At 70.3% G+C, this 25,900-nt stretch carries 24 protein-coding genes; 11 read left to right on the forward strand and 13 right to left on the reverse strand.

Features of this window, described 5'->3' with window-relative positions; translation table 11 throughout:
- Window positions 1-145: 145 nt before the first annotated feature.
- On the reverse strand, window positions 146-541 hold the full coding sequence (locus TFC3_RS19135; RefSeq protein WP_067501679.1) for a nuclear transport factor 2 family protein: 396 nt from the start codon (window positions 539-541) through the stop codon (window positions 146-148).
- Between the two features lie 88 nt (window positions 542-629).
- Here TFC3_RS19135 and TFC3_RS19140 point away from each other — a divergent pair, with 88 nt between their 5' ends.
- Entirely contained in the window at window positions 630-1,151 is a 522-nt protein-coding gene (locus TFC3_RS19140) for a TetR/AcrR family transcriptional regulator (protein WP_067501682.1), read from the forward strand.
- Window positions 1,152-1,156: 5 nt separating this feature from the next.
- Window positions 1,157-1,912: a PDZ domain-containing protein gene (locus tag TFC3_RS19145; protein ID WP_067501684.1), complete on the forward strand. Its 756-nt coding sequence runs from the start codon at window positions 1,157-1,159 to the stop codon at window positions 1,910-1,912.
- A gap of 9 nt (window positions 1,913-1,921) precedes the next feature.
- Here TFC3_RS19145 and TFC3_RS19150 read toward each other — a convergent pair whose 3' ends face one another.
- The 3 genes from TFC3_RS19150 to TFC3_RS19160 are packed head-to-tail and all read right to left on the reverse strand — an operon-like array spanning window position 1,922 to window position 5,973.
- Window positions 1,922-3,628: a glycerol-3-phosphate dehydrogenase/oxidase gene (locus tag TFC3_RS19150; protein WP_067501687.1), complete on the reverse strand. Its 1,707-nt coding sequence runs from the start codon at window positions 3,626-3,628 to the stop codon at window positions 1,922-1,924.
- Window positions 3,621-5,138, reverse strand: a complete 1,518-nt coding sequence (glpK, locus tag TFC3_RS19155; RefSeq protein ID WP_067501690.1) for a glycerol kinase GlpK — start codon at window positions 5,136-5,138, stop codon at window positions 3,621-3,623. The genes TFC3_RS19150 and glpK (TFC3_RS19155) overlap by 8 nt, the downstream gene beginning before the upstream one ends.
- The gene (locus TFC3_RS19160; protein WP_067501693.1) at window positions 5,131-5,973 is read right to left on the reverse strand and encodes an MIP/aquaporin family protein; all 843 of its coding nucleotides are present in this window, start codon (window positions 5,971-5,973) and stop codon (window positions 5,131-5,133) included. Before TFC3_RS19160 ends, glpK (TFC3_RS19155) begins: the two co-directional genes overlap by 8 nt.
- A gap of 105 nt (window positions 5,974-6,078) precedes the next feature.
- Between TFC3_RS19160 and TFC3_RS19165 the strand changes: the two genes are divergently transcribed.
- Window positions 6,079-6,831, forward strand: coding sequence for an IclR family transcriptional regulator (locus TFC3_RS19165; protein WP_067501696.1), 753 nt, complete (start codon window positions 6,079-6,081; stop codon window positions 6,829-6,831).
- The gene (gene glpK, locus TFC3_RS19170) at window positions 6,828-8,336 is read left to right on the forward strand and encodes a glycerol kinase GlpK (RefSeq protein ID WP_236718202.1); all 1,509 of its coding nucleotides are present in this window, start codon (window positions 6,828-6,830) and stop codon (window positions 8,334-8,336) included. Before TFC3_RS19165 ends, glpK (TFC3_RS19170) begins: the two co-directional genes overlap by 4 nt.
- Before the next feature lie 35 nt (window positions 8,337-8,371).
- Here the strand turns inward: glpK (TFC3_RS19170) and TFC3_RS19175 are convergent, their stop codons facing one another.
- Entirely contained in the window at window positions 8,372-8,617 is a 246-nt protein-coding gene (locus tag TFC3_RS19175; protein WP_067501699.1) for a hypothetical protein, read from the reverse strand.
- Between the two features lie 517 nt (window positions 8,618-9,134).
- Here TFC3_RS19175 and TFC3_RS38120 point away from each other — a divergent pair.
- Together TFC3_RS38120 and TFC3_RS19180 are read left to right on the forward strand one after the other, a co-directional pair.
- On the forward strand, window positions 9,135-9,278 hold the full coding sequence (locus TFC3_RS38120) for a hypothetical protein (RefSeq protein ID WP_161952634.1): 144 nt from the start codon (window positions 9,135-9,137) through the stop codon (window positions 9,276-9,278).
- Window positions 9,275-9,490 (forward strand): hypothetical protein, encoded by a 216-nt coding sequence (locus tag TFC3_RS19180; RefSeq protein ID WP_201787183.1) that lies wholly within the window; start codon window positions 9,275-9,277, stop codon window positions 9,488-9,490. The genes TFC3_RS38120 and TFC3_RS19180 overlap by 4 nt, the downstream gene beginning before the upstream one ends.
- 4 nt (window positions 9,491-9,494) lie before the next feature.
- On the opposite strand, the gene TFC3_RS19185 is transcribed toward TFC3_RS19180, so the two are convergent.
- Window positions 9,495-10,682, reverse strand: a complete 1,188-nt coding sequence (locus TFC3_RS19185) for an acyl-CoA dehydrogenase family protein (RefSeq protein ID WP_236718203.1) — start codon at window positions 10,680-10,682, stop codon at window positions 9,495-9,497.
- Between TFC3_RS19185 and TFC3_RS19190 the strand changes: the two genes are divergently transcribed.
- A complete protein-coding gene (locus tag TFC3_RS19190) occupies window positions 10,681-13,638 on the forward strand; it encodes a glycine--tRNA ligase (protein ID WP_067501702.1) in 2,958 nt (985 codons plus the stop codon). The two genes, TFC3_RS19185 and TFC3_RS19190, sit on opposite strands and share 2 nt — an antisense overlap.
- Window positions 13,639-13,707: 69 nt before the next feature.
- On the opposite strand, the gene TFC3_RS39445 is transcribed toward TFC3_RS19190, so the two are convergent.
- Window positions 13,708-13,887 (reverse strand): amidase family protein, encoded by a 180-nt coding sequence (locus TFC3_RS39445; RefSeq protein ID WP_067501705.1) that lies wholly within the window; start codon window positions 13,885-13,887, stop codon window positions 13,708-13,710.
- Between the two features lie 269 nt (window positions 13,888-14,156).
- On the opposite strand from TFC3_RS39445, the gene TFC3_RS19200 reads away from it, so the two are divergent.
- Window positions 14,157-15,335: an ankyrin repeat domain-containing protein gene (locus tag TFC3_RS19200; protein WP_067501708.1), complete on the forward strand. Its 1,179-nt coding sequence runs from the start codon at window positions 14,157-14,159 to the stop codon at window positions 15,333-15,335.
- On the opposite strand, the gene TFC3_RS19205 is transcribed toward TFC3_RS19200, so the two are convergent.
- From TFC3_RS19205 to TFC3_RS19220, 4 genes are read right to left on the reverse strand one after another with little or no spacing between them, the layout of a single operon-like run.
- On the reverse strand, window positions 15,292-16,881 hold the full coding sequence (locus tag TFC3_RS19205) for a diguanylate cyclase (protein WP_067501711.1): 1,590 nt from the start codon (window positions 16,879-16,881) through the stop codon (window positions 15,292-15,294). The two genes, TFC3_RS19200 and TFC3_RS19205, sit on opposite strands and share 44 nt — an antisense overlap.
- Window positions 16,878-17,885: a hypothetical protein gene (locus tag TFC3_RS38125; RefSeq protein ID WP_067501714.1), complete on the reverse strand. Its 1,008-nt coding sequence runs from the start codon at window positions 17,883-17,885 to the stop codon at window positions 16,878-16,880. The genes TFC3_RS19205 and TFC3_RS38125 overlap by 4 nt, the downstream gene beginning before the upstream one ends.
- Entirely contained in the window at window positions 17,882-18,388 is a 507-nt protein-coding gene (locus tag TFC3_RS19215) for a signal peptidase I (protein WP_067501717.1), read from the reverse strand. The genes TFC3_RS38125 and TFC3_RS19215 overlap by 4 nt, the downstream gene beginning before the upstream one ends.
- A complete protein-coding gene (locus TFC3_RS19220; protein ID WP_067501720.1) occupies window positions 18,385-19,032 on the reverse strand; it encodes a hypothetical protein in 648 nt (215 codons plus the stop codon). Before TFC3_RS19220 ends, TFC3_RS19215 begins: the two co-directional genes overlap by 4 nt.
- Window positions 19,033-19,140: 108 nt before the next feature.
- Between TFC3_RS19220 and TFC3_RS19225 the strand changes: the two genes are divergently transcribed.
- Complete coding sequence (locus tag TFC3_RS19225) at window positions 19,141-21,294, forward strand: chromosome condensation regulator RCC1 (RefSeq protein ID WP_161952635.1); 2,154 nt, start codon at window positions 19,141-19,143, stop codon at window positions 21,292-21,294.
- A gap of 3 nt (window positions 21,295-21,297) precedes the next feature.
- Here TFC3_RS19225 and TFC3_RS19230 read toward each other — a convergent pair whose 3' ends face one another.
- Window positions 21,298-21,873: a hypothetical protein gene (locus tag TFC3_RS19230; RefSeq protein WP_067501726.1), complete on the reverse strand. Its 576-nt coding sequence runs from the start codon at window positions 21,871-21,873 to the stop codon at window positions 21,298-21,300.
- A gap of 169 nt (window positions 21,874-22,042) precedes the next feature.
- On the opposite strand from TFC3_RS19230, the gene TFC3_RS19235 reads away from it, so the two are divergent.
- On the forward strand, window positions 22,043-23,152 hold the full coding sequence (locus TFC3_RS19235; RefSeq protein WP_067507072.1) for a glycerophosphodiester phosphodiesterase: 1,110 nt from the start codon (window positions 22,043-22,045) through the stop codon (window positions 23,150-23,152).
- On the opposite strand, the gene TFC3_RS19240 is transcribed toward TFC3_RS19235, so the two are convergent.
- Window positions 23,149-24,972 carry a helix-turn-helix transcriptional regulator gene (locus TFC3_RS19240; RefSeq protein WP_153040299.1) on the reverse strand — a complete coding sequence of 608 codons (1,824 nt, stop codon included), beginning with the start codon at window positions 24,970-24,972 and terminating at the stop codon, window positions 23,149-23,151. The genes TFC3_RS19235 and TFC3_RS19240 overlap by 4 nt on opposite strands.
- Window positions 24,973-25,013: 41 nt before the next feature.
- Here TFC3_RS19240 and TFC3_RS19245 point away from each other — a divergent pair, with 41 nt between their 5' ends.
- Window positions 25,014-25,760 carry a triacylglycerol lipase gene (locus TFC3_RS19245; protein ID WP_255363775.1) on the forward strand — a complete coding sequence of 249 codons (747 nt, stop codon included), beginning with the start codon at window positions 25,014-25,016 and terminating at the stop codon, window positions 25,758-25,760.
- Window positions 25,761-25,900 lie beyond the last annotated feature (140 nt).

Below are 25,900 nucleotides of genomic sequence, written 5' to 3' on the forward strand. Positions count from 1 at the left end.
GGCCCGGATCGACCACAGCGGGGGGGCGGGGCTGGGGCTGGCGATCGCCCGGTCGATCGTGCCGGCACATGACGGGACCATCGCTGCCTCGTCGAGCGGGCACGACGGGTTGCAAGTGCAGGTGTCGTTCCCGGGCGGCTGAGCGTCAGGGGAGTTTGCCCTGCATGGCCGCGGCGATCGTGTCCGGCTGGTACTCGCGCCAGCCGGCGACCTTGCCGTCGCGCGTGGTGAGCACGACGACGAACGGAGCCGTGGCGGTCGCGCCGGTGGCTGTCATTGCGCCGCTGAGTTCGTACTCGATGATGATGGTTCCGGGGTTGCTGGTTTCGTGAATCGCCCGCGTATGGCAGGCGGTGAGACGGAACGGGATCGCGGCGTGACCTGCGGTGATGTAGGCGAGGACCCGGTCGCGGCCGGTGAGGCTGTGGTTCGAGAACGGGGTTTCGAGCGTGATGTCCTCGGTGAGCAGGGCGGCGTCGAACGTGGGGTAGCCCGCAAGCCACCGGCTGCGGATGCGCTCGAAGATGGCGTGCGGGGTCATGGTGCCTCCCTGGACGGCGTAAGCTGAGTGACAACTCGACTTAGGCGACGATAATGAGCCGGGACTCAGGTTGTAAAGGAGGGCTGGCGTGCGGGCGGACGCGCAGCGCAACCGGGCGCGGATCCTGGATGCGGCCGAGCAGGTGTTCGCCGCCGAGGGCGCCGGGGCGTCAACCGAGGAGGTGGCGCGGCTGGCCGGGGTGGCGATCGGGACCGTGTTCCGGCACTTCCCGGCCAAGGACGACCTGCTCACGGCCATCATGAAGCGGCTGCTGGCCCGGCTGATCGAGCAGGCCGGCGCGCTGTCGGGGGCGGACGGGCTGTTCACCTTCTTCACCGAGCTGGTTTCGCAGGCGGCCCAGCAGCGCACGGTGATCACGCTGACCGGCGTGGACCTCGGCGCGGCGATGGGGGCGCTCGACGAGGCGGTCGGCCGGCTGCTGGGTGAGGCGCAGGCTGCTCATGCGGTACGTGCGGAGCTCGGGCTGAGCGAGGTGATGGCGCTGCTCACCAGCTTGTGCGCAGGTGCCCTGCGGGGTGGCTGGGGAAGCGCGCTGCAGCACCGTACGCTGGCAGTCGTTTTCGCCGGTATGAAAGGTACGAGGGGCTGACTCGCATGGCTACGAAGCGCCGCGGCATCGTGCTGCTCGCCGGGGCCCTCGGCACCGCCCTGCTCGGGGCCGGTGTCGTCACGGTCCCGCTGCCCTACGTGGTGCTCGAGCCGGGCCCGACTGTCGACACACTCGGCACCGACCAGGGCCGTCAGATCATCACGGTCACCGGCGCCCCGGTCTCACAGTCCAAGGGTCAACTGCGTCTGACGACCGTTCAGGTACGAACAGAAGTGTCGCTGTCCCGGGCCGTCAGCAACTGGACCGACCCGGACCGCGCCCTCGTGCCCCGCGACGTGGTCTACCCGCCGGGCAAAACCACCCAGCAGGTCGACCAGCAGAACACACAGGACTTCAAGGAGTCCGAAACCAGCGCCGAGAAAATTGCCCGCGAGAAAATCGGCAGACCGTTCGAGGTGTCGTTCGACCTCGATCGCATCGGCGGCCCCAGCGCCGGGCTGATGTTCACCCTCGGCATCATCGACAAGCTCACCCCGGCCGACCTGACCGGTGGCAAAGTCATCGCCGGCACCGGCACCATCGATGACAGCGGCGCAGTCGGAAGCATCGGCGGCATCCCCCAGAAGCTGCTCGGCGCCAAGGCAGCGGGCGCGCAGATCTTCCTGGTGCCGGCGGGCAACTGCGCGGAGGCGGCCCAGAACGCGGTGCCCGGTCTGCCGATGGCCAAGGTCGCGACAGTGGACGACGCGCTGGCCGCCCTGGACACGTTCACCAAGGGCGGCCAGCCGGCGTCCTGCTAGCAGCGTTGCTCAGGCTGCGTGCACCGGGACGACGTCCGGGGCTCCCAGGCGGGCTGCGTCGGCGGTTTCGTCGTCGGGTTGTTCCTGAGATGCTCGTTCGGCTTCTACGCGAAGGCGGTAGTTCTCCACCTCGCGGTGGCGTTGGTCCTGCGACCAGCCCAGGACGTCGCCCATCAGGTCGGCGGCCATCGGGGCTGCGCCCACGCCACGGTCGAAGGTTTCGATCGAGATGCGGGTACGGCGGGTGAGGACGTCCTCCAGATGCCGGGCGCCTTCGTGGCCGGCCGCGTAGGTGATCTCGGCCCGCAGATGATCTTCGGCTCCTTCGAGGGGCTTGCCGAGGTCGGGGTCGTCCTTGACCAGCGCGAGCACCTCGTGCACCAGGGAACCGTAGCGGCCCAGCAGGTGCTCGACGCGGGCCACATGCAGGCCTGACTGCTCGGCCAGAACGCGGCGGCGGTTGAACAGGGCGGTGTAGCCCTCGGCGCCCAGCAGCGGGACGCGTTCGGTGCACGAGCGGGGCACCGAGCGGCCGAGACCGTGCACGGCGGCGTCGATCGCGTCGCGGGCCATCACCCGGTACGTGGTGTACTTGCCGCCGGCCACGACTACCAGGCCGGGGACCGGGCTGCCGACGGTGTGCTCGCGTGACAGCTGCGAGGTGGATTCCGACTCGCCGCTGAGCAAGGGGCGCAGGCCGGCGTACACGCCTTGGACGTCGGTGCGGGTCAGGGGCGTGGCCAGCACGGTGTTGACCTGTTCCAGCAGGTAGTCGATGTCGGTGCTGGACGCGGCGGGGTGGGCCTTGTCCAGACTCCAATCGGTGTCGGTGGTCCCGACGATCCAGTGGCGGCCCCACGGGATGACGAACAGGACACTTGTGGGCGTACGAAGGATCAGTCCGGTGTGTGACTGAATGCGGTCGCGCGGCACCACCAGGTGGATCCCCTTGCTCGCGCGGACGTGGAACTGCCCGCGCTCGCCGACCAGGCCCTGCGTGTCATCGGTCCACACGCCCGTTGCGTTCACCACCTGCTGGGCGCGGATCTCAAAGGTGTGATCGAGTTCCAGGTCGTGCACCCGCACACCGGTGACACGCTCGCCCTCCCGCAGGAAGCCGACCACCTCGGTGCGGTTGGCCACGTGCGCACCGTACGCCGCCGCCGTGCGGGCCAGGAACATGGTGTGCCGGGCGTCGTCGAGCTGCGCGTCGTAGTACTGCAGCGCGCCGACCAGGGCGTCCTTCTTCAACGCCGGGCAGACCCGCAGGGCCTGGCGGCGGGAGAAGTTGCGGTGCCGGGGCAGGCCGCCGTGTGCGGTGGCCATGAGGTCGTAGAGCTGCACGCCGGTGCCGGCGTACAGCCGCTCCCACACCCGGTGTTTGAGCGGGTAGAGGAACGGCACCGGGCGGGCCAGGTGCGGGGCGAGGCGCTGCAGGATCAGCCCGCGTTCCCGCAGGGCCTCGCGGACCAGGGCGAAGTCCAGCATCTCCAGGTAGCGCAGGCCACCGTGAATGAGTTTGCTGGAGCGGCTGGACGTGCCGGAGGCGAAGTCGCGGGCCTCGACCAGGCCGACCGACAGACCGCGGGTGGCGGCGTCGAGGGCGCAGCCCGCGCCCACCACGCCGCCGCCCACGACCAGCACATCGACCTCGTTACCGGCCAGCGCCGAGAGCGCGGCGGCACGACTGGCTGGGGAGAGTTCTGCGTCAGTCAACGTCTACCCAATCGAGAGTGCGCTGGACCGCTTTCTTCCAGCGTCCGAAGCCGTCTTCCCGCTGTTCCCGCGACCATGCCGGTTGCCAGCGCTGCGACTCGTTCCAGTTCTCGCGCAATTCGTCGGTGTTCTTCCAGAACCCGACGGCCAGCCCGGCGGCGTACGCAGCCCCGAGCGCGGTCGTCTCGGCCACCACAGGGCGGCTGACCGCAACGCCGAGCACGTCCGCCTGGATCTGCATGCACAGGTTGTTGACGGTGATGCCACCGTCCACCTTGAGCACGTCGAGGGTCACCCCGGAGTCCTGCGCCATCGCCTCGACCACGTCACGGGTCTGGTAGCAGATCGACTCGAGGGTGGCCCGTGCGATGTGCGCGTCGGTGTTGAAACGCGACAGCCCGACGATGGCCCCGCGCGCATCCGAGCGCCAATAAGGAGCGAACAAACCCGAGAACGCGGGTACGAAGTACACGCCGCCGCTGTCGTCGACCTTCTTGGCCAGCACCTCGCTCTCGTCGGCCGACTTGATGATGTGCAACTGGTCGCGCAGCCACTGCACGGCCGAGCCGGTCACCGCGATCGAGCCTTCCAGGGCGTACACCGGGGCCGCGTCACCGAACTTGTAGCAGACCGTGGTGAGCAGCCCGTTCTCCGAGCGCACCAGCTCGTTACCGGTGTTGAGCAGCATGAAGTTACCGGTGCCGTAGGTGTTCTTGGCCTCGCCAACGTTGAAGCAGACCTGCCCGACGGTGGCCGCCTGCTGGTCGCCGAGGTCACCGGTCAGCGGCACCTCCCCGCCCAGCGGTCCGGGCCAGCGCGCCACCCCGTACGTGTTGGGGTCCGACGACGGCCGGATCTCCGGCAGCATCTGTCGCGGGATGCCGAAGAACCCCAGCAGCTCGTCGTCCCAGTCCAGGGTCTCCAGGTTCATCAACATCGTGCGGCTGGCGTTGGTGACGTCGGTGATGTGGTTGCCGCCGTCGACACCGCCGGTCATGTGCCACAGCAGCCAGCTGTCGGTGTTGCCGAAGATGGCGTCGCCGCGCTCGGCCGCCTCGCGCACCCCGTCGACGTTGTCCAGAATCCACTGGATCTTGCCGCCGGAGAAGTAGGTGGCCGGGGGCAGCCCGGCCTTGCGCCGGATGACATCGCCGCGCCCGTCACGATCCAGGGCCGAGGCAATCCGATCGGTACGGGTGTCCTGCCACACGATCGCGTTGTAGTAGGGGCGCCCGGTCCGGCGGTCCCACACCACGGTGGTCTCCCGCTGGTTCGTGATGCCGAGCGCGGCCAGATCGCTGGCCTGCAGGTTCGCCTTCTGCATGGCGGTCCGGATGACCGCGGTGGTGCGCTCGGTGATCTCGATCGGATTGTGCTCGACCCAGCCCGCCTGCGGCAGGATCTGCTCGTGTTCGAGCTGGTGACGGGCCACCTCGTTGCCGCCGTGATCAAAGATCATGAAGCGGGTGCTGGTGGTGCCCTGGTCCACGGCGCCGACGAAGTCAGCCACGGCGTGCCTCCACAGTCTCGTGCGTGTCCTCAGCCGGGAGCTGACCCGGCTCCTGAGGGCTCTCGTCGGGTAGGAACCGCCCGATGAGCGCCTGGTACAGCCCCGCGCCGAGCAGTCCGCCGAGCACCGGTGCCACGATCGGTATCCAGAAGTACAGGTATCCGGTCTGATCGCGGAACGCCCCGCCGTACCCGGTGAAGTAGCTTGCCAGCCGCGGCCCGAAATCGCGCGCCGGGTTGATCGCGTAGCCGGCATCGGTTCCCCAGGCCATGCCGATCCCCACGATGAGCAGGCCGATGATGAACGGTGCGAGGTTGGCCGCCGGGGGAGTGCCGGCCGCGTCGGTGATGGCCAGGATCAGGAAGAGCAGAATGGCCGTACCGATGATCTGGTCCCGGAAAGCGCCCCACTCGCCCACCGGAAGCGTTCCGTTGCCCGGCAGCGTCGAAAAGACGCCCTGGGTCTTGATCGTCAGGCCGGGGTCGGCCGCGTGCAGAACCTCCGTGTAATTCCACCGTACGATCAGAGCTGCCACGAACGCGCCGAGGAACTGGGCGATCGAGTACGGTGCCACCTTGCGCCACGAGAAGCCCTTGAAGGCCGCGAGCGCGATGGTGACCGCGGGATTGAGGTGGGCGCCGCTGATCCGCCCGGCCACGTACACGCCGAGCATGACGCCCAGGCCCCAGGCCCAGGCAATGCTGTCGTGGTCGCCGATGCCGCCGCCTGCTACCTGCGCGACGACACCGACGCCGAAGAGGATGAGGATCATCGTCCCGGCGAACTCCGCGGCCAGCTCGCCCGCCAGCCCCGGGACCTTGAATCGTGCTGCCATGCACCGAAGCTAGGAACGCCGTGCGCCGGGGGCAATGAACGGCATTCGACATTGTCGAACGCTGGGCTGTTCCCCTGCGTAATCGAGCGGCATAGAGTCCGTAACGTGCCCGGAACGGTGCAGTCGATCGAGCGAGCCGCAGCGATCTTGCGGATGCTCGCGGGTGGACCCGGCAAGCTTTCGCTGGCCGAGATCGCCCGCTCACTGGACCTGGCCAAGCCGACGGTGCACGGCATCCTGCGCACGCTGCAGGGCGTCGGCTTCGTCGAACAGGATCGGGTGTCGGGCCACTACCAGCTCGGCGCGGCCCTGCTGCACCTGGGCACGAGCTACCTGGACATCAACGAGCTGCGGTCGCGTTCCATCAACTGGGCCGACCCCCTGGCGGCCCGCTCGGGCGAGGCGGTCCGGATCGGCACGGTGCTGGAGGGGAGGGTTCTGGTGGTCCATCACGTTTTCCGTCCCGACGACACGTTCCAGACCCTCGACATCGGCACGCTGATGCCGTTGCACGCCACGGCGCTGGGCAAGGTGCTGCTGGCGTACCGGTCGGCGGCTCTGCCCCCGGCCCGTGATCCCTTCACCCACCGCACGCTGACCGGTGAGCGCGACCTCAGCGCCGAGTTGACCCATGTGCGCGACGCCGGCTGGGCCGCTGACATCGAGGAATTCACCGTCGGCGAGGCGGCCATCGCGGCCCCCATCCGCGGCTACGGCGGCCTGGTGGTCGGGGCAATGGGCATCTCCGGGCTGGTCGAGCGCATCTGCGACAGCCGCTACCGCCCGCACGCGCGTCTTGTCGGCATTGTCCGCGATGCCGCCCGCGCGGTGTCCCGTGACCTGGGGGCGACGCGGTGACGCTGGGATCCCGGGACCGTTATGTGATCGCCATCGATCAGGGCACCACCTCGACGCGGTGCATCGTTTTCGACCGCCGGGGCCAGTTGGTGTCGCTGGCCCAGCAGGAGCACAAGCAGTACTACCCCAGGCCCGGCTGGGTCGAGCACGACGCCATGGAGATCTGGCGCAACGTCGAACGCCTCGCCCCGCTGGCGCTGCGCCGGGCCGGGATCACCCTCGACCAGGTCGCGGCGGTCGGGATAGCCAACCAGCGCGAGACGACCGTGGTGTGGGACCGGCGGACCGGCGTGCCGATCGGGCGGGCCCTGGTGTGGCAGGACACCCGCACCGATGCGCTGGTCACGGCGCTGCTGGCCAAGCCCGGGGCCACCGCGGTGCAGGAACGCTCAGCGCTGCCGCTGGCCACGTACTTCTCCGGCCCCCGGCTGCGCTGGATGCTCGATCACACGCCCGGCCTGCAGCAGCGGGCCGAGCGCGGCGAGATCCTGTTCGGCACGATGGAGACCTGGCTGATCTGGAACCTGACCGGTGGTCTGCACGTCACCGACGTCACGAACGCCAGCCGCACCAATCTGCTCGACGTGCACACCCTGGACTGGTCCCCGGAATCGCTGACGTTCTTCGGCATTCCGCGAGCCATGCTGCCCGAGGTCCGGCCGTCGGTATCGGTGTTCGGCACCGCGGCGGCGGCTTTTCCCGGGGTGCAGATCGCCGCGGCGCTCGGTGACCAGCAAGCCGCGCTGTTCGGACAGACCTGTTTCACGCCGGGAGAGGCGAAATGTACGTACGGAACCGGCAGCTTCCTGCTTCTGAACACCGGAACTGATCTCGTACGATCACAAAACGGTCTGCTCAGCACCGTCGCCTATCAGGTGGCCGGATCACCGGCTCAATACGCCCTGGAAGGCTCGATTGCGATCACCGGCTCGCTGGTCCAATGGTTCCGCGACCAATTGGAGTTGATCGCCAGTGCTCCGGAAATAGAAACGCTGGCGCGCACGGTGAAGGACAACGGCGGCTGCTACATAGTGCCGGCCTTCTCCGGGTTGTACGCCCCGCACTGGCGATCCGAGGCGCGCGGGGTGATCGTGGGCCTGACGTCGTACATCACCAAAGGTCACCTGGCCCGTGCAGTGCTGGAAGCCACGGCCTGGCAAACCCGCGAAGTCGTCGACGCCATGAACGAAAGCTCCGGCCTGACCCTCAAGACGCTCAAGGTCGACGGCGGCATGACAGCGGACAACCTGCTCATGCAGTACGTGGCCGACGTCCTCGACGTGCCCGTGGTGCGCCCGCTGGCCTCGGAGACGGTGTCGCTGGGTGCGGCTTACGCGGCCGGTTTGGCGGTGGGGTACTGGCCGGACCTGGAGGATTTACGGCACAACTGGCACCGGGCGGGGCAGTGGTTACCGGCCATGGACGCGGGGCTGAGAGCCGCTGAGTACGGGAACTGGCGGCGTGCGGTGGAGCGAACCTTCGACTGGATCCAACCCGCCGGTTGAGGTCGGCCCCTGCGTGGCTGTTGACCGGGGTCTGGCTATTGACCGGGGTCGTCGGGGTCGAGGTTGCTGGGGTCGATGGCTGAGCCGGCGAAGTCGAGCAGGTCGATCATCAACTTTGCCAGTTCCACGAGCAGGACTGCCGCGCCGGAGAAGGCGCCCGCTGCGGTGAGGATGGCGGTGGGGGTGTTCATGCCGCCGGCGTCGGCGAGCAGGCCCGCTCCGAGGCCGGCGACGAGGGCGGTGATCAGGATGACGGCTAGCCAGAAGCGACGGGGGTGCATCGGTGCTCCCAGGTGGTGGCGCCATCGGCCCCGGATGGGCGGCCGATGGCCGGGCGGACAAGTCCCGGGGCGGGGTGTGCAGCCCGTAACCGGGTAACCACATCTTGTGCCTGGGCCTGCGTAATGTGGACAAGGGATCTTCGTCGTCGCAATAGGCGCGTCAACGCGTTTATGCCGCGGAACAGAGAAAGGCACCCGGCTGCACCCGGATGCCTTGAAAAGACGCTTCCTTCGCTTGTCCGCCCGAAGGCCACCGGAAGCTCTCTCAGCTCGGTCCACAAGGATCGAACTCTGCGAGCAGTACAGCACGCAACACCGCTGTTCGCCACACCTCAATCTGCCACATTGCAGATTGCGTACAAACAAACGGTACTGGCGAATCGCTGCTTGCAGTTTACCGTCGGACGAAGTCACTCAGCCCGGCGCCTCGGGCAAACCGGCATCCAGCGTGGCATCGTTGACGATCGATGCCAAGTCGGGAAAGCTCTCAGCAAACCCCACTGATGGGAGATCCGGCATGCCGCGACTGCGAGGTGGTTCGACCGCCCTGGCCGCCTGCCTGGTGGTAGCGCTCGGCGCGGCGGCTGTTCCCGCTGCCGGCTCGTCGGCTGCGCATGCCGGCGAGCGCCGGGAGTGCGCGACGCCATCCATCGATCGGTGACCCTCGTTCCCTCGACCGGCGGCCGGAGGGTGACCAGGTTCTTCAGCTTCGACCCGGGGCGGTGGACGTGGCTACCGGAGCTGGGCGAACCGGCGCACCCGTTCGGACCGGCGCTCGCCGAAGCCCGCGGCCTGGTCTTCGCCGGCAAGACCGCGAACGAGCTGGACTTCCGGGGGCTGCGCATCGACGGCTACCAGCCCCCTTGCCGGTAGGCGCTCAGACGAAGGCGCTCAGCCCTGTCACCGCCCGGCCCACGATCATCGTGTTGATCTCGCGGGTGCCTTCGTAGGAGTACAGCGCCTCGGCGTCGGCCACGAAGCGCCCGATGTCGTAGTCGAGCACGATTCCGTTACCGGCCAGGATCTCGCGTGCCCAGCCGACCACCTCGCGCATCCGGGTGGTCGTGTACGCCTTGGCCAGCGCCGAATGCTCGTCCTTGAACTCCCCGGCGTCCTGCAACTGCGCCAGCCGCACGCACATGCCCAGCGAACCGGTGACGTTGCCCAGCATTCGTACCAGCAGATCCTGCACCAACTGGAATTTGCCGATCGGACGCCCGAACTGCTCGCGTTCCTTGGCGTATTCGAGGGCGATCTCGTACGCGGCCAGCATCACGCCGACGGCTTCCCAGGCTACGCCGCTGCGCGTGGCCCGCAGCACCTTGGACGTGTCTTTGAAGGAGCGCGCGTTCTGCAGCCGGTCGGCCTCGGGCACCCGGCAGCCGGTGAACGTGATGTCGGCGTTCTGAACCGTACGCAGGGCAATCTTGTTCTCGATCTTCGTGGCCGTGAATCCCGGGGTGTCCTTGGGCACGACGAACCCCTTGACCTGGTCGTCCTGCTCGTCACGGGCCCAGACCACGATCAGGTCGGCGAAGGTGGCGTTGCCGATCCAGCGCTTCTGGCCGTTGAGCACCCAGTGATCGCCGTCGCGCCGGGCCGTGGTGCGCAGACCGGCGGCCACGTCCGAACCGCCGGTGGGCTCGGTCAGGGCGAACGCGCCGATCTTGTCGAACGTGCGCATGCCGGGCAGCCAGCGCTCCTTCTGCTCCTGCGACGCGCAGGTCTGGATGCTGCCCATCGCCAGACCCGAGTGCACACCGTAGAACGTGGCCATCGAGGCGTCGGCGTGCGCCATCTCCAGGGCCAGCCAGCCGGAGAGTAAGGTGGACTGTTCGGTGCCGGCGATCTCCAGCTCGGCGTACCCCTTGATCAGCTGGAACGGGAACTCCGCGCGAGCCCAGTAGTCATTGGCAATGGGTACGACCTGAGTGGCCAGGAACTCGCGGACGCGGGTCACCACCGCGGCCTCGCCGGGGCTCAGCAGGTCCTGAAAGCGGTAGAGGTCACCTGTCAGCATCATGACGAGATACCCGGTGATCGCGTAATTAGACTTTGTTCCCATGCTCACCATGCAGGACGCGCTCGCTCGGCTCACCGCGTACTGGACCGCCCAGGGATGCCTGGTCGTCCAGCCGATGAACACCGAGGTCGGCGCGGGCACCCTCAACCCCGCGACGTTCCTGCGGGTGCTGGGCCCCGAGCCATGGCGCGTGGTGTACGCCGAACCGTCCGTGCGCCCCGACGACTCGCGCTACGGCGAGAACCCGAACCGGCTGCAGACCCACACCCAGCTGCAGGTGATCCTCAAACCCGACCCGGGCAACTCCCAGGAGCTCTACCTGGGCAGCCTGGCCGCGCTGGGCATCGATGTGGCCGCCCACGACGTGCGCTTCGTGGAGGACAACTGGGCCGCGCCGGCGCTCGGGGCGTGGGGGCTGGGCTGGGAGGTCTGGCTCGACGGGCTGGAGATCACCCAGTTCACCTACATGCAACAGGCCGGCGGGCTCAACCTCGACCCGGTGAGCGTGGAGATCACGTACGGCATCGAGCGCATCATCATGGCGCTGCAGGGCGTCACGCACTTCAAGGACATCGAGTACGCCCCGGGCGTCACCTACGGCGAAGTGTTCGGCCAGGCCGAGTACGAGATGTCGCGCTACTACCTCGACGACGCCGACGTGACGGCCAACCGCGGGCTGCTGGAGTTGTACGCGGCCGAGGCGCAGCGCCTGATCGACCTGGGACTGCCGGTGCCCGCGCACACCTACGTGCTCAAATGCTCGCAGGCGTTCAACGTGCTCGACGCGCGCGGTGCCGTCTCCACGGCCGAGCGGGCGGCCGAGTTCGCCCGGATGCGCCGCCTCGCCGGGGACGTGGCCAAGCTGTGGGTCGCCCGCCGCGACGAGGAGGGCCTCTCGCTCGGGCTCAGCGAACCGGTGGACGAAGCGATCGCGGGTGCCACCGGCGAGCAGACCGGCGATCGGGCCCGGAGTCTGGTTCTCGAGATCGGCACCGAGGAGCTGCCGCCGAGCGAGGCGCGCTCCGCCCGTACCCAGGTGCGCAATCTTCTGATCGAGCAGTTGGGCAGGACCAGGCTCGGGCACGGGGACGTGCGGGTGCACGCCACGCCGAGGCGCATCATCGCCGTGGTGAGCGGGGTGGCCGCCCGCGAGCAGGACTACACGCAGACCGTGAAGGGGCCGCGCACCACGGCTCCGGAGCAGGCCAAAGCCGGGTTCGCGCGCTCGCAGGGGGTGCCGGTGGAGTCGCTGGAAACCGCCGAGCTCAATGGCGTACCGCATCTTGTCGTGCACAAGCAGGTCGCTGGCAGCGCGGCACTCGCCGTGCTGGCGCCCGTGCTGGCGAACGTGGTGACCGGTCTGCGCGCGGCCAAGAACATGCGCTGGAACGATCCGAAGCTCGCCTTCACCCGGCCGATCCGCTGGTTGGTGGCGCTCTGGGGTGATGACGTCGTGCCGGTCGCGGTGGGTGCGCTCAGCGCCGGCCGCGCGACCCGGGTGCTGCGCACGGCCGCCGAACCGGTCCTGCGGATCGCCTCGGCGGAGACCTTCATGGAGACCGTTGCGATCAATGGGATCATCGCCGACCCCGACGACCGGCGCGAGCTGATCGTGTCGGGAGCGCAGGAACTGGCGTACGGCGAAGGCACTGTCGACGTGCTCGCCGAGACCGCCCTGATCGACCAGGTGACCTACCTCGTCGAGCAGCCGACCCCGCTGCTGGGCCGCTTCGACGAGCGCTACCTGGACCTGCCGGCCGAGGTGCTGACCACGGTGATGCGCAAACATCAACGATATCTTCCGGTACGCTCGGAGCACGGCGACCTGCTGCCCCTGTTCGTCACCGTCGCCAACGGCCCGGTCGACACCGACGTGGTCCGCGCCGGCAACGAAGCAGTGCTGCGCGCCCGGTACGAGGACGCGGCCTTCTTCTACCGAGCCGATCGTGCCCAGCCTCTCGCAGCCCTGCGCGACCGCCTGCACCGGCTCACCTTCACCGACAAGCTCGGCTCGATGGCCGACCGCGCCGCTCGCATCGACTCGCTCGCCACTCTGCTCGCCGCGTCCGCCGGGGTGTCCGAGGACGACGACGAGATCGTCGGCCGGGCCGGCGAGCTGGTCAAGTTCGACCTGGGCTCGCAGTTGGTCACCGAGATGACCAGCCTGGCCGGCGTGATGGCCCGCGACTACGCCACCAACGCCGGGGAGTCCCCGCTGGTGGCGCAAGCCGTCTACGAGGCGGAGTTGCCGCGCCATGCCGGTGATGTGCTGCCTTTGTCCGTACCCGGTGCGTTGTTGTCCCTGGCCGACCGCCTGGACCTGATCGCCGGCCTGGCCGCCACGGTAGGCCTGCCCACCGGCAGCAGCGACCCCTTCGCCGTGCGCCGGGCCGTCCTCGGCCTGCTCGCCGTGCACCGCGCCCACCCCGGCCTGGCCGCCGTCGACGTCTTCGAAGCCCTGTCCGCCGCGGCCGCCCTGCAACCCGTCGAGGTCGGCCCGGACACCCTGGCCGCCATCCGCGACTTCCTCACCCGCCGCCTCGAACAGGTCCTCACCGAGCAGGGCCACCCCGTCGACCGGGTCCGAGCCGTCCTCCCGCAAGCCGGTCGCCCCTCGGTGGCCGACCGCTTCCTCGCCCAACTGGGCCGCCTCGTCACCGACCCCACCTTCCGCGACCTGGCCGCAGCCATCCAACGCGCCCGGCGCATCGTCCCGGCCGGCACCCCGGCGACCTATGACGCCGTGGTGTTGAAGGAACCGGCCGAGTTGGCGCTGCACGACGCCGTGGTGGCGGTGGGCGCGGCGTGGGACGGGACCGGGGATCTGAGCCGGTTCACCGCTGCGGTGGCGCCGGTTACCGGGCCGGTGAACCAGTTCTTCGAGGGCGTGTTCGTGATGGCCGAGGACCCGGCGGTGCGGGGGGCCCGGCTGGGACTGCTGGCAGCGGTGCGGGACCTGGGGGAGGGGCTGCTGGACTGGCCGCAGCTACGCCTCTGAGGGTTTCCGGCACCGGATTTGTCAATCGGTGCCGGCGCCCGTGCGGCGAGCCAGCCCACTCCGGAAACCCTAACCCGCGCGCCGTACGCCTTGCGGGGGTGCCTCGAAGCCGCCGATCTCCTGTTCGAGTAGTTCGGCCGGCCGCAGCGGGGTGCGGTCCTCGAACATCGGCCCGATGAGCTGCACTCCGACCGGCAGACCCTCGGCGGAGTGGCCCGCGGGGATGGCGGTGGCGGGCAGGCCGGGCATGGTGGGCAGGCGCGCTCAGACGAGCTGATCGAAGTACGATTACTCGACGCCGTCGATGGTGATGCGTCGTTGCATCGGGTCGGGCGTGTGGTCGTGCGGGAACGCGGGCGTCGGCGTAATCGGGCAGACCACGGCGTCGAACTCGGCAAACAGTTGCCGTTCGGTTTGTGGGCGTAGACCCCGCAGAAATGCGCAGGGGTACGCAGCGAGCCGGCATCACAGCGGCCCGGCTGCAAGGCGTCCGACGACTCGACCGGAGGTGACCAGCGGTGACCGCTTCAGTCAACCAGCAGTTGATCGAGGCGGCGCGGGTCGGGGACGAAGCCGCCGTCGCCCAAGCCCTGGCCGGCGGGGCGGAACCGGACTTTGTGCCGGGGCGCTCGTACCGGTCGGCGATGGTGGAAGCGGCTGATGGCGGGTGGGTTCGGGTTGTCTCGCTGCTGGTGGAGGCGGGGGCCCACATCGGACCGGTGGGCCATTTCAAGGTGACGCCGTTGCGTTGCGCCGTGATCAGCGGACATGCGGACGTGGTTCGCTACCTGGTTGAGCGCGGGGCGCTGGAGGGGGAGCCGGCTTCGAGGACCAGCGTGCTGACCGAGTCGTTCTCCCACCTGGCGTTCAGGCCGCATCCGGGGGCGTTGGCGACGCTGCGGGCGCTGCTGCAAGCCGGTGCTACGCCGCATCGGGGCGAGGAGGCGCCGCTGATCAGCGCCATCATGGCGCCGGTCGCCCCGGCGGTGTTGCGGCTCCTGCTGGACAGTGGTGCCGACGCCGGTCAGCGGCGATCCGACGGCACGCCGGCGATTGTGGTGGCTGCGCGGCGCGGGGATCACGCGGCGGTGGACGTACTTCTGCGGGGCGGGGCCGAGGTGGACGCGGCCGACCGGTTGGGGCGTACGGCTTTGATGCACGCGGTCGAACGCAACGAAAGGCCGGTCCTCGCCACGCTCTTAACTGCCGGTGCATCCATCGGTACGGTCAGTGCTGACGGGATGACGGCCCTGCACCTCGCCCGCGGGTGGCAGCGGCAGAACGTCGAGTTCATGCTGGGTGAGCATCAGGCCGGGATGGACGACGTAGCCATTGTTCGTACGGTGGTCCGGATCGCGCCGGCAGCGGTGGGACTGGCCGGGGATCCGCCGATGCTGCGCCGGCTGGCCGACGTCATCGACGTGTGCTTGGACGATCTGGGTGACGAGGAATGGCAGACCCGGACCGGGAGGGACGCCGGGGTGGCCCGCGTGATGGCCGAGCGGCTGCGCGACGGGAGCACCCCGGCGGCACACGCGTCGTGGCACGAGGTGACCGCGACCGCCGAGGAACTCGCTGTCGTCCGCTCGGCCCTGGTCGAACTGGCCTACGGCACGAGCCGCGTGCTGCCGGCCGGCACGAGCAGGCTGCAGCTCAGGGATGCACTGGATGAACTGGACCGCCAACTGGGCCGGTGAGACCGGCGAGGGGGTCGTCGGCGGCCGACACCACCTGGTCGCGGCCGCGGTGCTTAGCCACGTACAGGCGCTGGTCGGCCAGGGCGATCAGCGCATCGCCGGTCCGAGCCTCGACCGGGTACGCGGCCACACCCAGGCTGGCCGTCACCGCTACCGGCGTGCCGGCCTGGGCCACCGCGCGGCGCAGCAGCTCAGCCGTTTGCGCTGCTTCGTGCGCCGGGCCGTCGACGATCGCGACCAGTTCCTCACCGCCGTACCGGGCTACCAGGCCGGAGCTGCCGACCGCGCGCCGCAGGGCCTGGGCGACGCCCACCAGAACAGCGTCGCCGACCTGGTGGCCGTGATGGTCGTTCACCGCCTTGAAGTGGTCCAGGTCGACCAGGACAAGACCGAACGGCTCGCCGGAGCGCAGACGTTCCTGCAGGCGGGCGTCGAAGCGGCCACGGTTGGCCAGGCCGGTGAGGCCGTCGGTGGCGGCGGCGTCGGCCAGGCGGGCGGCGGCGATGGCCCGGCTGATGGCGGCGGCGCTCTGGGCGGCGGCTTGGCGGGCGGTGGCCACCGTGCGGCGCTCGACCCGGCGGGAGACGCGGGCCGAGCGGCGGCGGGGGAGTTCGAAGACCAGCGCGCCGGCGGTGTCGCCGACGGCGAACGGGACGATCACCATGTTGAGCCCGCGGGGCAGGATCTCGGTGAGCCAGCCGTCGGTGGCCGGGTCGCTGCGGTGCAGCAGCACGGCCTCGTCGGGGGTGAGCCGCGGGGGCTGGCCGGCCACGCTGAGGTGCCTCAGCTCGCCGCGGCCCTCGGCGTCGGTGACGGCGGCCAAGCCGTACTCGCCGAGGTGGTCGTCGGTGGTGCCGTCGGTGGCCACCACGACGGCGGCGCGGCGGGCGCCGAACTCGTCGATCGCGAAGCGGGCCAACTGCAGGGCGGCGGCTCCGGGGCCGGTCTCCTCGCCCAGGCGCAGCGCTAGTTCCCGCAGTGCCTTCTCGTCCAGCCGTCGCCGGCGTAGCTCACGTTCGTTCGCGGCGGCCAGGGCGGCGGTCGACAGGACGGCGACCCACAGCCCGGCGAAGGAGATGATGGCGTCGCGGATGGCGTACGGGCGGACGTCGCCGAGCAGCCCGATGGCCCCGGCGTTGAGCACCAGCAGAGCCAGGATCGAGTGCCACAAAGCGATCTTGACGCCGGTCCGGAAGCTGGCGGCCAGCGTGACGGCGATCGCGTGCAACATGATCAGCGTGCCCACCGGTCCGTGCAGGTCACCGAGTTCGAGCCAGCCGGCGGCCAGCACCAGGCCGTCGCCGAGCAGCGTGACCGTCAGCGCGGTGAGCGCGGTCTGCCGGCCGACCCGGGTGAGCACCCATGAGCTCAGGGCGAGCGCCAGCCACACCGCGCTGATCACGCTGATGCGGTGCACGGCTGCGGCCGGTGCTCCGGTGGCGATGGCCAGGGCGGGCAGTGCGGCGAGCATGAACACGCGGAAGATCTGCAGCCACCGGACCCGGTCGGCGACCGGGAGCAGGTCCTGCGCGGCGGGGCGCGTCATTGCTCATCCTCCTCGGGCAACGGGATCCAGACGTAGCGGCTCTGCCACATGGGCGCCTGGGCAAGCTTGGGGTCCTTGCGGTCGGCCCTGCTCTGCAAGGCCAGGAAGGCAACGGCAAGCACGATCAAGGCGATGGGTACGCCCGGATTGCGCGCGGTTTCCGAGGCGAGGTCCAGCGCCGGGCCGAGGACGTTGCGCAACGCCTGCGTCGCTTTCTTGAACGCGTGCTTCACCCCGGCGAGGACGCCCGACGACTCGCCGCCGGTGCCGTCCCGCGGTGCCGTGGCCGCCGCGGGGGCAGGCGTGGTACTGGAGGGCGCGGCGGAGGAAGCCGGCGACGAGGAGGGCGGCGGCGACGAGGAGGGCGGCGAGGTGGCGGGCGATGAGGAAGGCGCCGTCGGAGCAGGTGGTTCCGAGCCGGCAGAGGTAGGCGCCGGTGGGGCCAGCGGGGCCGGCTTGGTGGTGGGCGGGGTCGTGGGGGCGGTGACCATCCGCCACTGGAAGGAGGTGCGCGCGGTAGCGCCCGGCACGGCGGTTGCGGCCAGCGACACGGGGATGCGGAACGTTGCCGTGCCCGGGCCACTGGGAGCCCAACCCGTGGCTACGCCATCCCCGGCGGTGACTGCGAGCGCTTTGAGCGTACCGGTGAAGATTGTTGTCCCGGCGAAGCCGGTGCAGTCACCGAACTGCCCGCCGGAGCCGCGGTCGACACTGACCGTGAGGTCGGGCGCGAGGGAACCGTCGACATTGGTCGCGGCGAGCAGCACCGAACCGGTTGTCGTGCCGGACCAGGTGATGGTGATGCAGCGGGCCGCCGGGGTGCCCGGGGTGAGCTTGACGCCGGTGAACAGCGCGCGGCCGTTGTCGTCGTCGAACAGCGGGACGGTGGTGATGACCGCGGCGCTGCGGTTGAGCGTGACCGCGGGGCCGGCGCTGAGCAGGCCGACCAGCACGAGCCCGGCGGCCACCAGCGCCGCGGTGAACACCTGACGGGCGCGAGTCATGCCGGCCTCACCGCGACGCCGGGACGGGTGGCCACCACGACCAAGCCCAGCAGGGCGAGCGCGGCCACGGCGAGATAACCGGTGTGCGAGGTGACGAACCAGTAGCGGGCCAGACCGGCGCCAGGGATGCGTACGCGGGCCAGCCCGGCGACGGCGGACCTCGGGACCGGCGTGCCGTCCTCGGCGGTGTTCGCATCACCCTTGGTGATCAGGGCGCCGCTGGGGGCGTACCGGATGAAACGATGCACGACCAGGCGACCGGCCGCCGCGGGGTCACGGAAGACGATGATCTGGCCGGGACGCAGCGTGCGCGCGTCGACCGGAACCGCGACCACGACGTCGCCGGGACGCAGCGCGGGAGCCATCGAACCGGACATGACCACATCGCTGCGCAGCCCGGCGGCCAGCGGCGCCAGTGACCACAGCGCGGTGGCCGCGACGAACGCCAGCACGGCGCACGCCGCAACCCGCGCCGCGGCGATCATCCGGTCGAAACGGTTCACTGGCTGCGCGCCTGCCAGCGGAACGCGACGGTCAGCGAGGCACCCTGCGAGGTGTCCGGGATCGCCGAGTCGACGCTGATGGTGAACTTGTAGACGCGTGAGTCGCCGTTGCCCCAGGCCGCCGGTCCGACAGTGGCGGCGTCGGCGTAGGTCTCCGGGAACGAGTCGAGCAGGTCCGAGCGGGCGGCCGGGCGCGTGGTGTCGTACACGACCCCGGTGGCGGTGAAGCCGCCGCAGCCGAAGCCGCCGGCGGTGCCTTCCTCGACCTTGACGTGCAGGTACGACGCCAGCCCGGTGCCGTTCGGGCTTACCTCGACCGGCACGTCGGAGTACAGCCGGACCTGCGAGCCGACCGAGCCGGTGTAGCTGACCCGTACGCAGTTGCTGACGCTGGCCCCCGGGGCGAGGTCGGCGGCGGCGGTCTGCCCGCTGCCCGGCGTACCGGTGGTGAACATGCTGGTGCCGGAGTCGTCGTCGCCGAGCACGACGGTGCCCGCGGACACGGTGTTGCCCGTGTTGTCAGTGGTGCTGGTGAACGTCGCGTACGAAGCCCCCAGCATCATGGCCCCGCTGCCGAGCAACCCCGCCAGCACCGCAGCGGCAACGGGCGCCAAGCGACGGCGGTGCAGCCGGTGACTGGGCATGGGGGACTCCTCTGATCGGGGGACGGTCGACGCACTTGTTCGGCCGCGGCAGGCCCGAGTTGAGGATGAGTGCTCAACCAGGCCCGCCCCGCGCCGATGGGACCTGACGTGAGGGGGAACCAAGCGCGCTGGTACGTGCCCGCTGCCCTGTTCGCGGTCCTGGCCCTGGTTGCCGGGATGCCCGGTGTGGTCCTGGCCGCGTTCACCGCCACGACAAGCTCGCGGGCCGATGTGTCGGCCACCCCGTACTTCTTCCCCGGTTCGGTGTACCGCTGGGGGATCGACGCCGCCCCGGCCACCACGCCGGCCCGCTACGGTGCGGCAAGCGACTGGACCGCGCTGGCGACCGGCGGCCGGCACACCTGCGGCGTACGCTCCGGCGGCTCGCTGTGGTGCTGGGGCCTGAACGACGAGGGCCAGCTCGGCCTCGGCGCCGCAGACGGGCTCGCTCACCAGGCCACCCGGGTCGGCTCGGCCTCCTGGCGGACGGTGGTCACCGGGCGGGAGCACACCTGCGCGCTGCAGACCGACAACTCGCTGTGGTGCTGGGGCAGCAACGACTCCGCCGAGCTGGGCGTCGGCGACACCACCGACCGGGCGGCTCCGGTGCAGATCGGCACGGCCACCAACTGGAGCATGGTCACCGTCGGCACGGTCGACACCTGCGCGATCAACACCTCGGACGAGCTGTGGTGCTGGGGCGGCAACGGCAACGGCCAGCTCGGCCAGGGTGACTACACCTCGCGCATCACCCCGGCGCAGGTGCCCGGCTCGTGGGCGTACGCGGCGTTGACCTGGGGGACCACCTGCGCGACCCGCACCGATGGCACGCTGTGGTGCTGGGGCTGGGGTGGCGAGGGCCAGCTCGGACAGGGCAACACCACCCAGTACAACGCCCCGGTGCAGGTGGGCTCGGCGAACGGCTGGGTGCAGACCGCCACCGGCCCGGCGCACAGCTGCGCGACCCGCACCGATGGCACGCTGTGGTGCTGGGGCCGCAACGGCAACGGTCAGCTCGGGCTCGGCGACACCACCCCGCGGCAGCTACCTGAGCAGGTCGGCACGGCCACGACCTGGACGTCGGTGACCGCTGTCGACGAGAACACGTGCGGTGTGCGTACCGATGGATCACTGTTCTGCTGGGGTTTGAACGGCGACTATGAGCTCGGCACGGGCGATGACACCATGCGTTCGAGCCCTCAGCAGGTCGGCATGGCCATCTGGCTCAGCGTCAGCGTGAGCTACCGCGGCACGTGCGGCATCCAGAGCGACGGCTCGGCCTGGTGCTGGGGCACGGGCAATCCCGGCCAGCTGACCGCCGCGATCACCACGCCGCGGCTCACCGACGCCAACCGCGCATGGTCGGTCATCACCGCCGGTGACAACCACATGTGCGCCATCGGGACGGACGGCACGCTGTGGTGCCTGGGTCTCAACGACAACGGCCAGCTCGGCCTCGCCTCCACCCTCTCCCATCCGGCGATGACCAGGGTGGGCACCGACGGCGACTGGCTGAGCGTCTCCGCCGGCGGCGCGAGCACCTGCGCGGTGCGCACGGATGGGTCGCTGTGGTGCTGGGGTGCCAACGCCTCCGGACAGCTCGGCCTGGGCGACACCGCGGACCGCGCCGCGCCGGTCCAGGTCGCCGGAACGGGATACCGCGCGGTCACGGTCGGCGCGAACCACACCTGCGCGGTACGCCAGAACGACACCCTGCTCTGCTGGGGCGCCAATGACCAGGGCCAACTCGGCCTCGGCGACACCACCGCCCGCACCACACCCGAAGTCGTCGGCCCGGCCTGGCTGTCGGTATCGGCCGGCACCGCTTACACCTGCGCCATCCAGCGCGCCACCGCCTACCTGTCCTGCTGGGGCACCGGCACGGCGACCACCCCTCAACCAACGGACACACCCAACACCTACAAGGCACTGGCCACCGGGTACGACCACACGTGCGCCATCCGTACCAGCGGCTCGCTGTGGTGCTGGGGAGCCAACACCACCGGCCAGCTGGGTGTCGGCGACACCACCTCCCGCACGGCTCCCACCCTGGTCAGCGCCGATCCGTGGCGGCGGGTGGAGGTGGGGTCGCAGCATACGTGTGGTGCTCGGGAGGACGGCTCGCTCTGGTGCTGGGGAGCCGGCGACAACGGTCAGCTCGGCGACGGCGGTGCCGGGTCGCGGGTGACGCCGGGACTAGTAGCGGGGTTGACCAGCCGCAAGGTGGCCTTGGGCGGATATGCAACGTACGCATTGGGATGAGGCTCAGGCTGCGCGGGGCAAATGGTCCGGCAGCGACAGCGTCAGCCGCTCCAGACGTTCCGCGTCGGTTGCATACCGGGCATGCAGCGTCACCTCCGGGAGCTGCCACCGGTCCCAGGGCCCAGCCGCGGCGAGGTGGCGGTCGCGGTAGGGGGCGCCGGTTTGGTCGGGGCGGCCGAGCATGGCCCAGATGCGGGAGCGGTGTGGCATGCTGCCGGCGCCGGCGGGGATGGTGCCCTGGTACGGGGTGAAGCCCTCGGTGCCCGTGAAGTGCAGCGTCACCGTGGTTACCGTGCCGTGGGCGTCGGCGGCTATCTCCACGCCCGCCTGGGGGGCTCGGTAGGAGCGGGACAGCCCTGAGCCGGCTGTTCCGGTGCGGGGGAGCAGACCGTACTCCTGGAAGGCGCGTTGCACGCGGGCTTCGAGCACGGTGCGGCCCAGTAGCTGGGCCAGGTCGGGGCGGCCCACTGCGCGGGGTCTTTCCGGGGGCCGGACGGGGGCGTACAGCGCTTCGTTCGAGCCGAGTTTTGCGCTGTAGCGGTCGGCCGGGCGGGTGGCGTGCCGTTCGCGGAATCCCACGGGTCCACGGTAGGCCCCGGCTGCCAGCTCCCTCAAGACGGGACCGACGCTTCGGGCTTCGTTTGCCTGGAGGTCATGGCGTCTTCGCCGGGCGGTCGGGCTGGTGGCCTGCACTCGGCTGCGGAGATCCGGCGAGCGTCGCCGGGGGGTTTGAGGAGTGGAGAAAACCGTGGCTGATCGCCGACAGGTTCTGCGGCTGAGTGCCCTGGCCGCCGGAGCACCCGCCGTGCTGGGAGCCACCGCGGCACCCGCCCTGGCCGGGGAGAAACACCAGCACCGGCCGCCGTCGCTGGTGATCGGGCACCGCGGTGCCTCCGGCTACCGCCCGGAGCACACGCTGTCCTCATACGAGCTGGCCGCCCGGCTGGGGGCCGACTTCATGGAACCCGACCTGGTGTCCACCAAGGACCACGTGCTGGTCTGCCGCCACGAACCGGAGATCGGCGGCACCACCGACGTCGCCGCGCACCCGGAGTTCGCCGCCCGCAAGCGCACGGTGGTGCTCGACGGGGTGTCCACAACCGGCTGGTTCACCCATGACTTCACGCTCGCCGAGCTCAAAACCCTGCGGGCCAAGGAGCGCATTCCGGCGGTACGTCAGCACAACACGCTCTACGACGGGCGCTTCGAGATCCCGACGTTGCAGGAAGTCCTCGACCTGCGCAAGCGTCTGTCCAAGGAGCTGGACCGCGACATCGGCGTCTACCCGGAGACCAAGCACCCGACGTACTTCCGCGCTCTCAAGCTGGACCTGGAAACCCCGCTCGTGCAGGCGCTGCGCCGCAACGGCCTGGACCGCCGCGACGCCAAGGTGTTCGTCCAGTCCTTCGAGTACACCAACCTGCAGGCCCTGCGCGAGGACTACCGGCTGCGCGCGCCGCTGGTGTTGCTGACCAGCGCGGCGGGAACCCCGTTCAACGACGCGAAGACGTACGCCGAGTACCTCACCCCGGCCGGGCTGCGCCGCATCGCCCGGTTCATCGACGGTATCGGGCCGGACAAGAACCAGGTCATCCCGCGCAACGCCGACGACACCCTGGGCACGCCGACCAGCCTGGTCGCCGACGCGCACGCGGCGAACCTGAAGGTCATGCCGTACACGTTCCGCGCCGAGAACCAGTTCCTGCCGGCCGACTACCGCGTGGGCACCGACCTGGCCGGGTACGGCCGCGCGATCGACGAGCAGGTCACCTTCCTCAAAACCGGGCTGGACGGGCTGTTCACCGACCAGGCCGACATCGGGGTGCTGGCCCGCAGCGTGGCCTACGCCCGCGTCTAGGTTCCCTGGCTGCTCAGCAGGTGGCGGGCGAGTTCGGTTCGTGATCGGACACCGAGGAGCGCGTACACGTTGCGCAGATGGTGGTCGACGGTTCGCGGGCTGAGGAACAGCTGCTGGGCTATCTCGCGGTTCGTCGCACCGTCGGCCACCAGGCGCGCTATCCGGTCCTGCTGGGCGGTCAGCCGACCGGCGATCAGGGGCTGCTCCGGACGTACCGGGGCAGCACCTGAAGCCCGCAACTCGACGCCCGCCTGGACCGCCCACGGGTCGGCGCCCAGGATCGTGAAGGTCTCGGCGGCCCGGCGCAGAGGCTCGCGCGCCGCCCCGGGACGGCGGTGATGACGCAGGTGACGGCCGTAGAGCAGCTGCGTGTGGGCCTGGGCATAGCCGCCGTCCTCGCGTTCGTGCTGGCCCAGCGCCTCACGGAACAGGTCCTCGGCGTCGTCGGGGTCGGCGGCGAGCAGCGCCTGGCAGCGGGCCCGCAGCGCCAGCCAGCACGGTTGCCCGGTGGCGCGGGTCCAGCGTTCGAAGGCGCCCAGCGTGGTGGGATCGCAGCGCCGGGCCGCCTCGATCAGGTGCGGGGTCGCGGCGATCGGCAGCACGGCGTGCGGTGGCGCCGCGGCCATGACCCGGATCAGCCGCTCGGCGCCTCGGCCCGGCCGGCCCTCGACCAGGTCCAGCAGGGACAGCGCCCACGCGATCGGCCCGCCGGTGGTGCCGGCCTGGCGGGCGCGAGCCAGGGTGGTGTCGCGGTCGCCGGCCAGGGCCGCCAGCACGGCGAGCATGCCGAGGTGGGTGCGGACCTGCTGACCGGTCGCGGTGGCCAGGGCGGCTCCCTCGATGGCGGCGGCCGTCGCGTCGGGGTGCCGGCCCAGCGCCAGGCACGCGGTGGCGACGGTTTCGAGCGCCTGCGGGACCAGCGTGGTCTCGCCACGCCGCCGGGCAAGGTGGGCGGCCCGCGATGCGAGAGCGTGTGCGATGTGGTCGTTTCCGGTCAGCACGCCGGCACCCGCGGCTCGCAGGAGCAAGGCCGGATCGGCAAGGTCCAAGGCTTGCTTCTGTACGGTGCGCAGCGCGCGGAAGCCGTCGGCCTGGTGACCTGTGGACAGGGCCACCAGGCCGGACAGGAGCGTTGTGCTGATTCCCTGCGGGGCCCGGGCGAGGACGTGCCGCGCGGCGACGGCGAAGCGTTGCTGGTCCTGGGCGCGCTGGGGGGCTTCGGCGGCGAGCAGCATGGCTTCCAGCGCGTCCGGTGCGCTCAGGTGCCGGGCGGCGTCGAGTAGCAGGCGCGCGGCGTGGTGCAGGGCTGCGGCTGCGGTACCGGCCGGTGCTCGCTGGGCATAAGCGGTCAGTTCGGCGGCCAGCGCGTCGTCGGGTGCCGGGGTCGCGGCGGCGCGGTGCAGGAGGTCTGCGTACCGGGCGGCCAGGAAGGTGTGCGCCGCTTGACGTTGCGCCGCCGACGCCCCGTAATAGATCACGTTCTGCAGGATCGGGGGTACGAACACGGCACCGTCCACGGTGATCCGGATCAGCCCGGCGGCCTCGGCTCCGGCCAGCTCCGGGGTGACGTGGCGGGGGTCGGTGGCGGCCAGCAGCAGGGCTTTGGTCGTACCGGATGACAGGCTCCTGAGCAAAGCTCGGTAGTGGTGGCTTCGGGGACCTGTGCCGGGCAGGGTGACCGGAAGCGGGATATCGCCGCGCAGGTGGGCGGGGGTGAGCGCGGCCAGCAGCTCCGACAGCACGTCCGCGTCCTCACCCGCAAGGTCGTGCAGAGCGCTCGCCACCTCCGGCGGCACATCTTGCACCGGGAGTGCAGTCATGTCGACAAGTGTCGATGGTTGCGGCGCTCAGGAGAAGGCCGGTGATTTCACCGATGTGTCATTTCCCCCAGCGCGCCCAGGCTGCGAGGAACCCGAACCGCAGGAGGTTCCATGCGCAGGATGTTCGCAACTCTCGCCGCCGCCGTGGCCGCCACCCTCGCCGCGCTCGCCGCCGCCCCGGGGCCGCTCCCGCCGCCGCAGCCCCCGGCACCCCGGTCGTGTTCGTGCACGGCTACACCGGCAGCGCCGCCAACTGGACCGCCGCCATCGCCCTGTTCCGCGCCGGCGGCTACCCCAGCAACCAGTTGTACGCCTACGAGTACAACTCCTACGGCAACAACGTGCAGAACGCCCAGGGCCTGGCCACCTATGTGAGCCAGGTTCGCAGCCGCACCGGCGCCGCCAAGGTCGACATCGTCAACCACTCGATGGGCGGCCTGGTCACCCAGTGGTACGTCAAGCAGCTCGGCGGCACCCAGTACGTGGCCCACGTGGCCTCGCTGGCCGGCGCCAACCACGGGACCACCTCCGCGGGCGCCTGCCTGATCTACACCACCTGCCAGCAGATGTACCCGGGCTCGTCGTTCATCCGCACCCTGAGCACCGGCGACGAAACCCCAGGCCCCACCGTGTACCGAACCTGGTACTCACCCTGCGACGGCGTCATCATCCCGTACACCAGCACCACCATCAGCGGCGCCACAAACACCTACGTGCCCTGCGAGAACCACATCACCTACCTGACCGACACGTCCATCCTCACGCAGGTACGCAGCTTCCTGTCATGACCGCGAGTTGATGATCTCGCGCGGCCGTGTCGACTTCATCATTTTGAGCGACGCACGTATTGGGGTGTCGACCTGCCGTTGCCGCCGTTGCGGACGATCAGGATTCGGTCGGCGTTCTGGCTCAGCTCCAGCGCCAGGAT

It is taken from the genome of Actinoplanes sp. TFC3, assembly GCF_001553785.1.
Lineage (GTDB): Bacteria > Actinomycetota > Actinomycetes > Mycobacteriales > Micromonosporaceae > Actinoplanes.

Excerpts from the sequence above, each read along its gene's own strand:
- TFC3_RS19135 (WP_067501679.1), bottom strand. The coding sequence starts at position 541 with ATGACCCCGCACGCCATCTTCGAGCGCATCCGCAGCCGGTGGCTTGCG.
- TFC3_RS19145 (WP_067501684.1), top strand. The coding sequence starts at position 1,157 with ATGGCTACGAAGCGCCGCGGCATCGTGCTGCTCGCCGGGGCCCTCGGC.
- TFC3_RS19160 (WP_067501693.1), bottom strand. The coding sequence starts at position 5,973 with ATGGCAGCACGATTCAAGGTCCCGGGGCTGGCGGGCGAGCTGGCCGCG.
- TFC3_RS19175 (WP_067501699.1), bottom strand. The coding sequence starts at position 8,617 with ATGCACCCCCGTCGCTTCTGGCTAGCCGTCATCCTGATCACCGCCCTC.
- TFC3_RS38120 (WP_161952634.1), top strand. The coding sequence starts at position 9,135 with ATGCCGCGACTGCGAGGTGGTTCGACCGCCCTGGCCGCCTGCCTGGTG.
- TFC3_RS19190 (WP_067501702.1), top strand. The coding sequence starts at position 10,681 with ATGCTCACCATGCAGGACGCGCTCGCTCGGCTCACCGCGTACTGGACC.
- TFC3_RS19185 (WP_236718203.1), bottom strand. The coding sequence starts at position 10,682 with ATGGGAACAAAGTCTAATTACGCGATCACCGGGTATCTCGTCATGATG.
- TFC3_RS39445 (WP_067501705.1), bottom strand. The coding sequence starts at position 13,887 with ATGCCCGGCCTGCCCGCCACCGCCATCCCCGCGGGCCACTCCGCCGAG.
- TFC3_RS19205 (WP_067501711.1), bottom strand. The coding sequence starts at position 16,881 with ATGACGCGCCCCGCCGCGCAGGACCTGCTCCCGGTCGCCGACCGGGTC.
- TFC3_RS38125 (WP_067501714.1), bottom strand. The coding sequence starts at position 17,885 with ATGACTCGCGCCCGTCAGGTGTTCACCGCGGCGCTGGTGGCCGCCGGG.
- TFC3_RS19220 (WP_067501720.1), bottom strand. The coding sequence starts at position 19,032 with ATGCCCAGTCACCGGCTGCACCGCCGTCGCTTGGCGCCCGTTGCCGCT.
- TFC3_RS19240 (WP_153040299.1), bottom strand. The coding sequence starts at position 24,972 with ATGACTGCACTCCCGGTGCAAGATGTGCCGCCGGAGGTGGCGAGCGCT.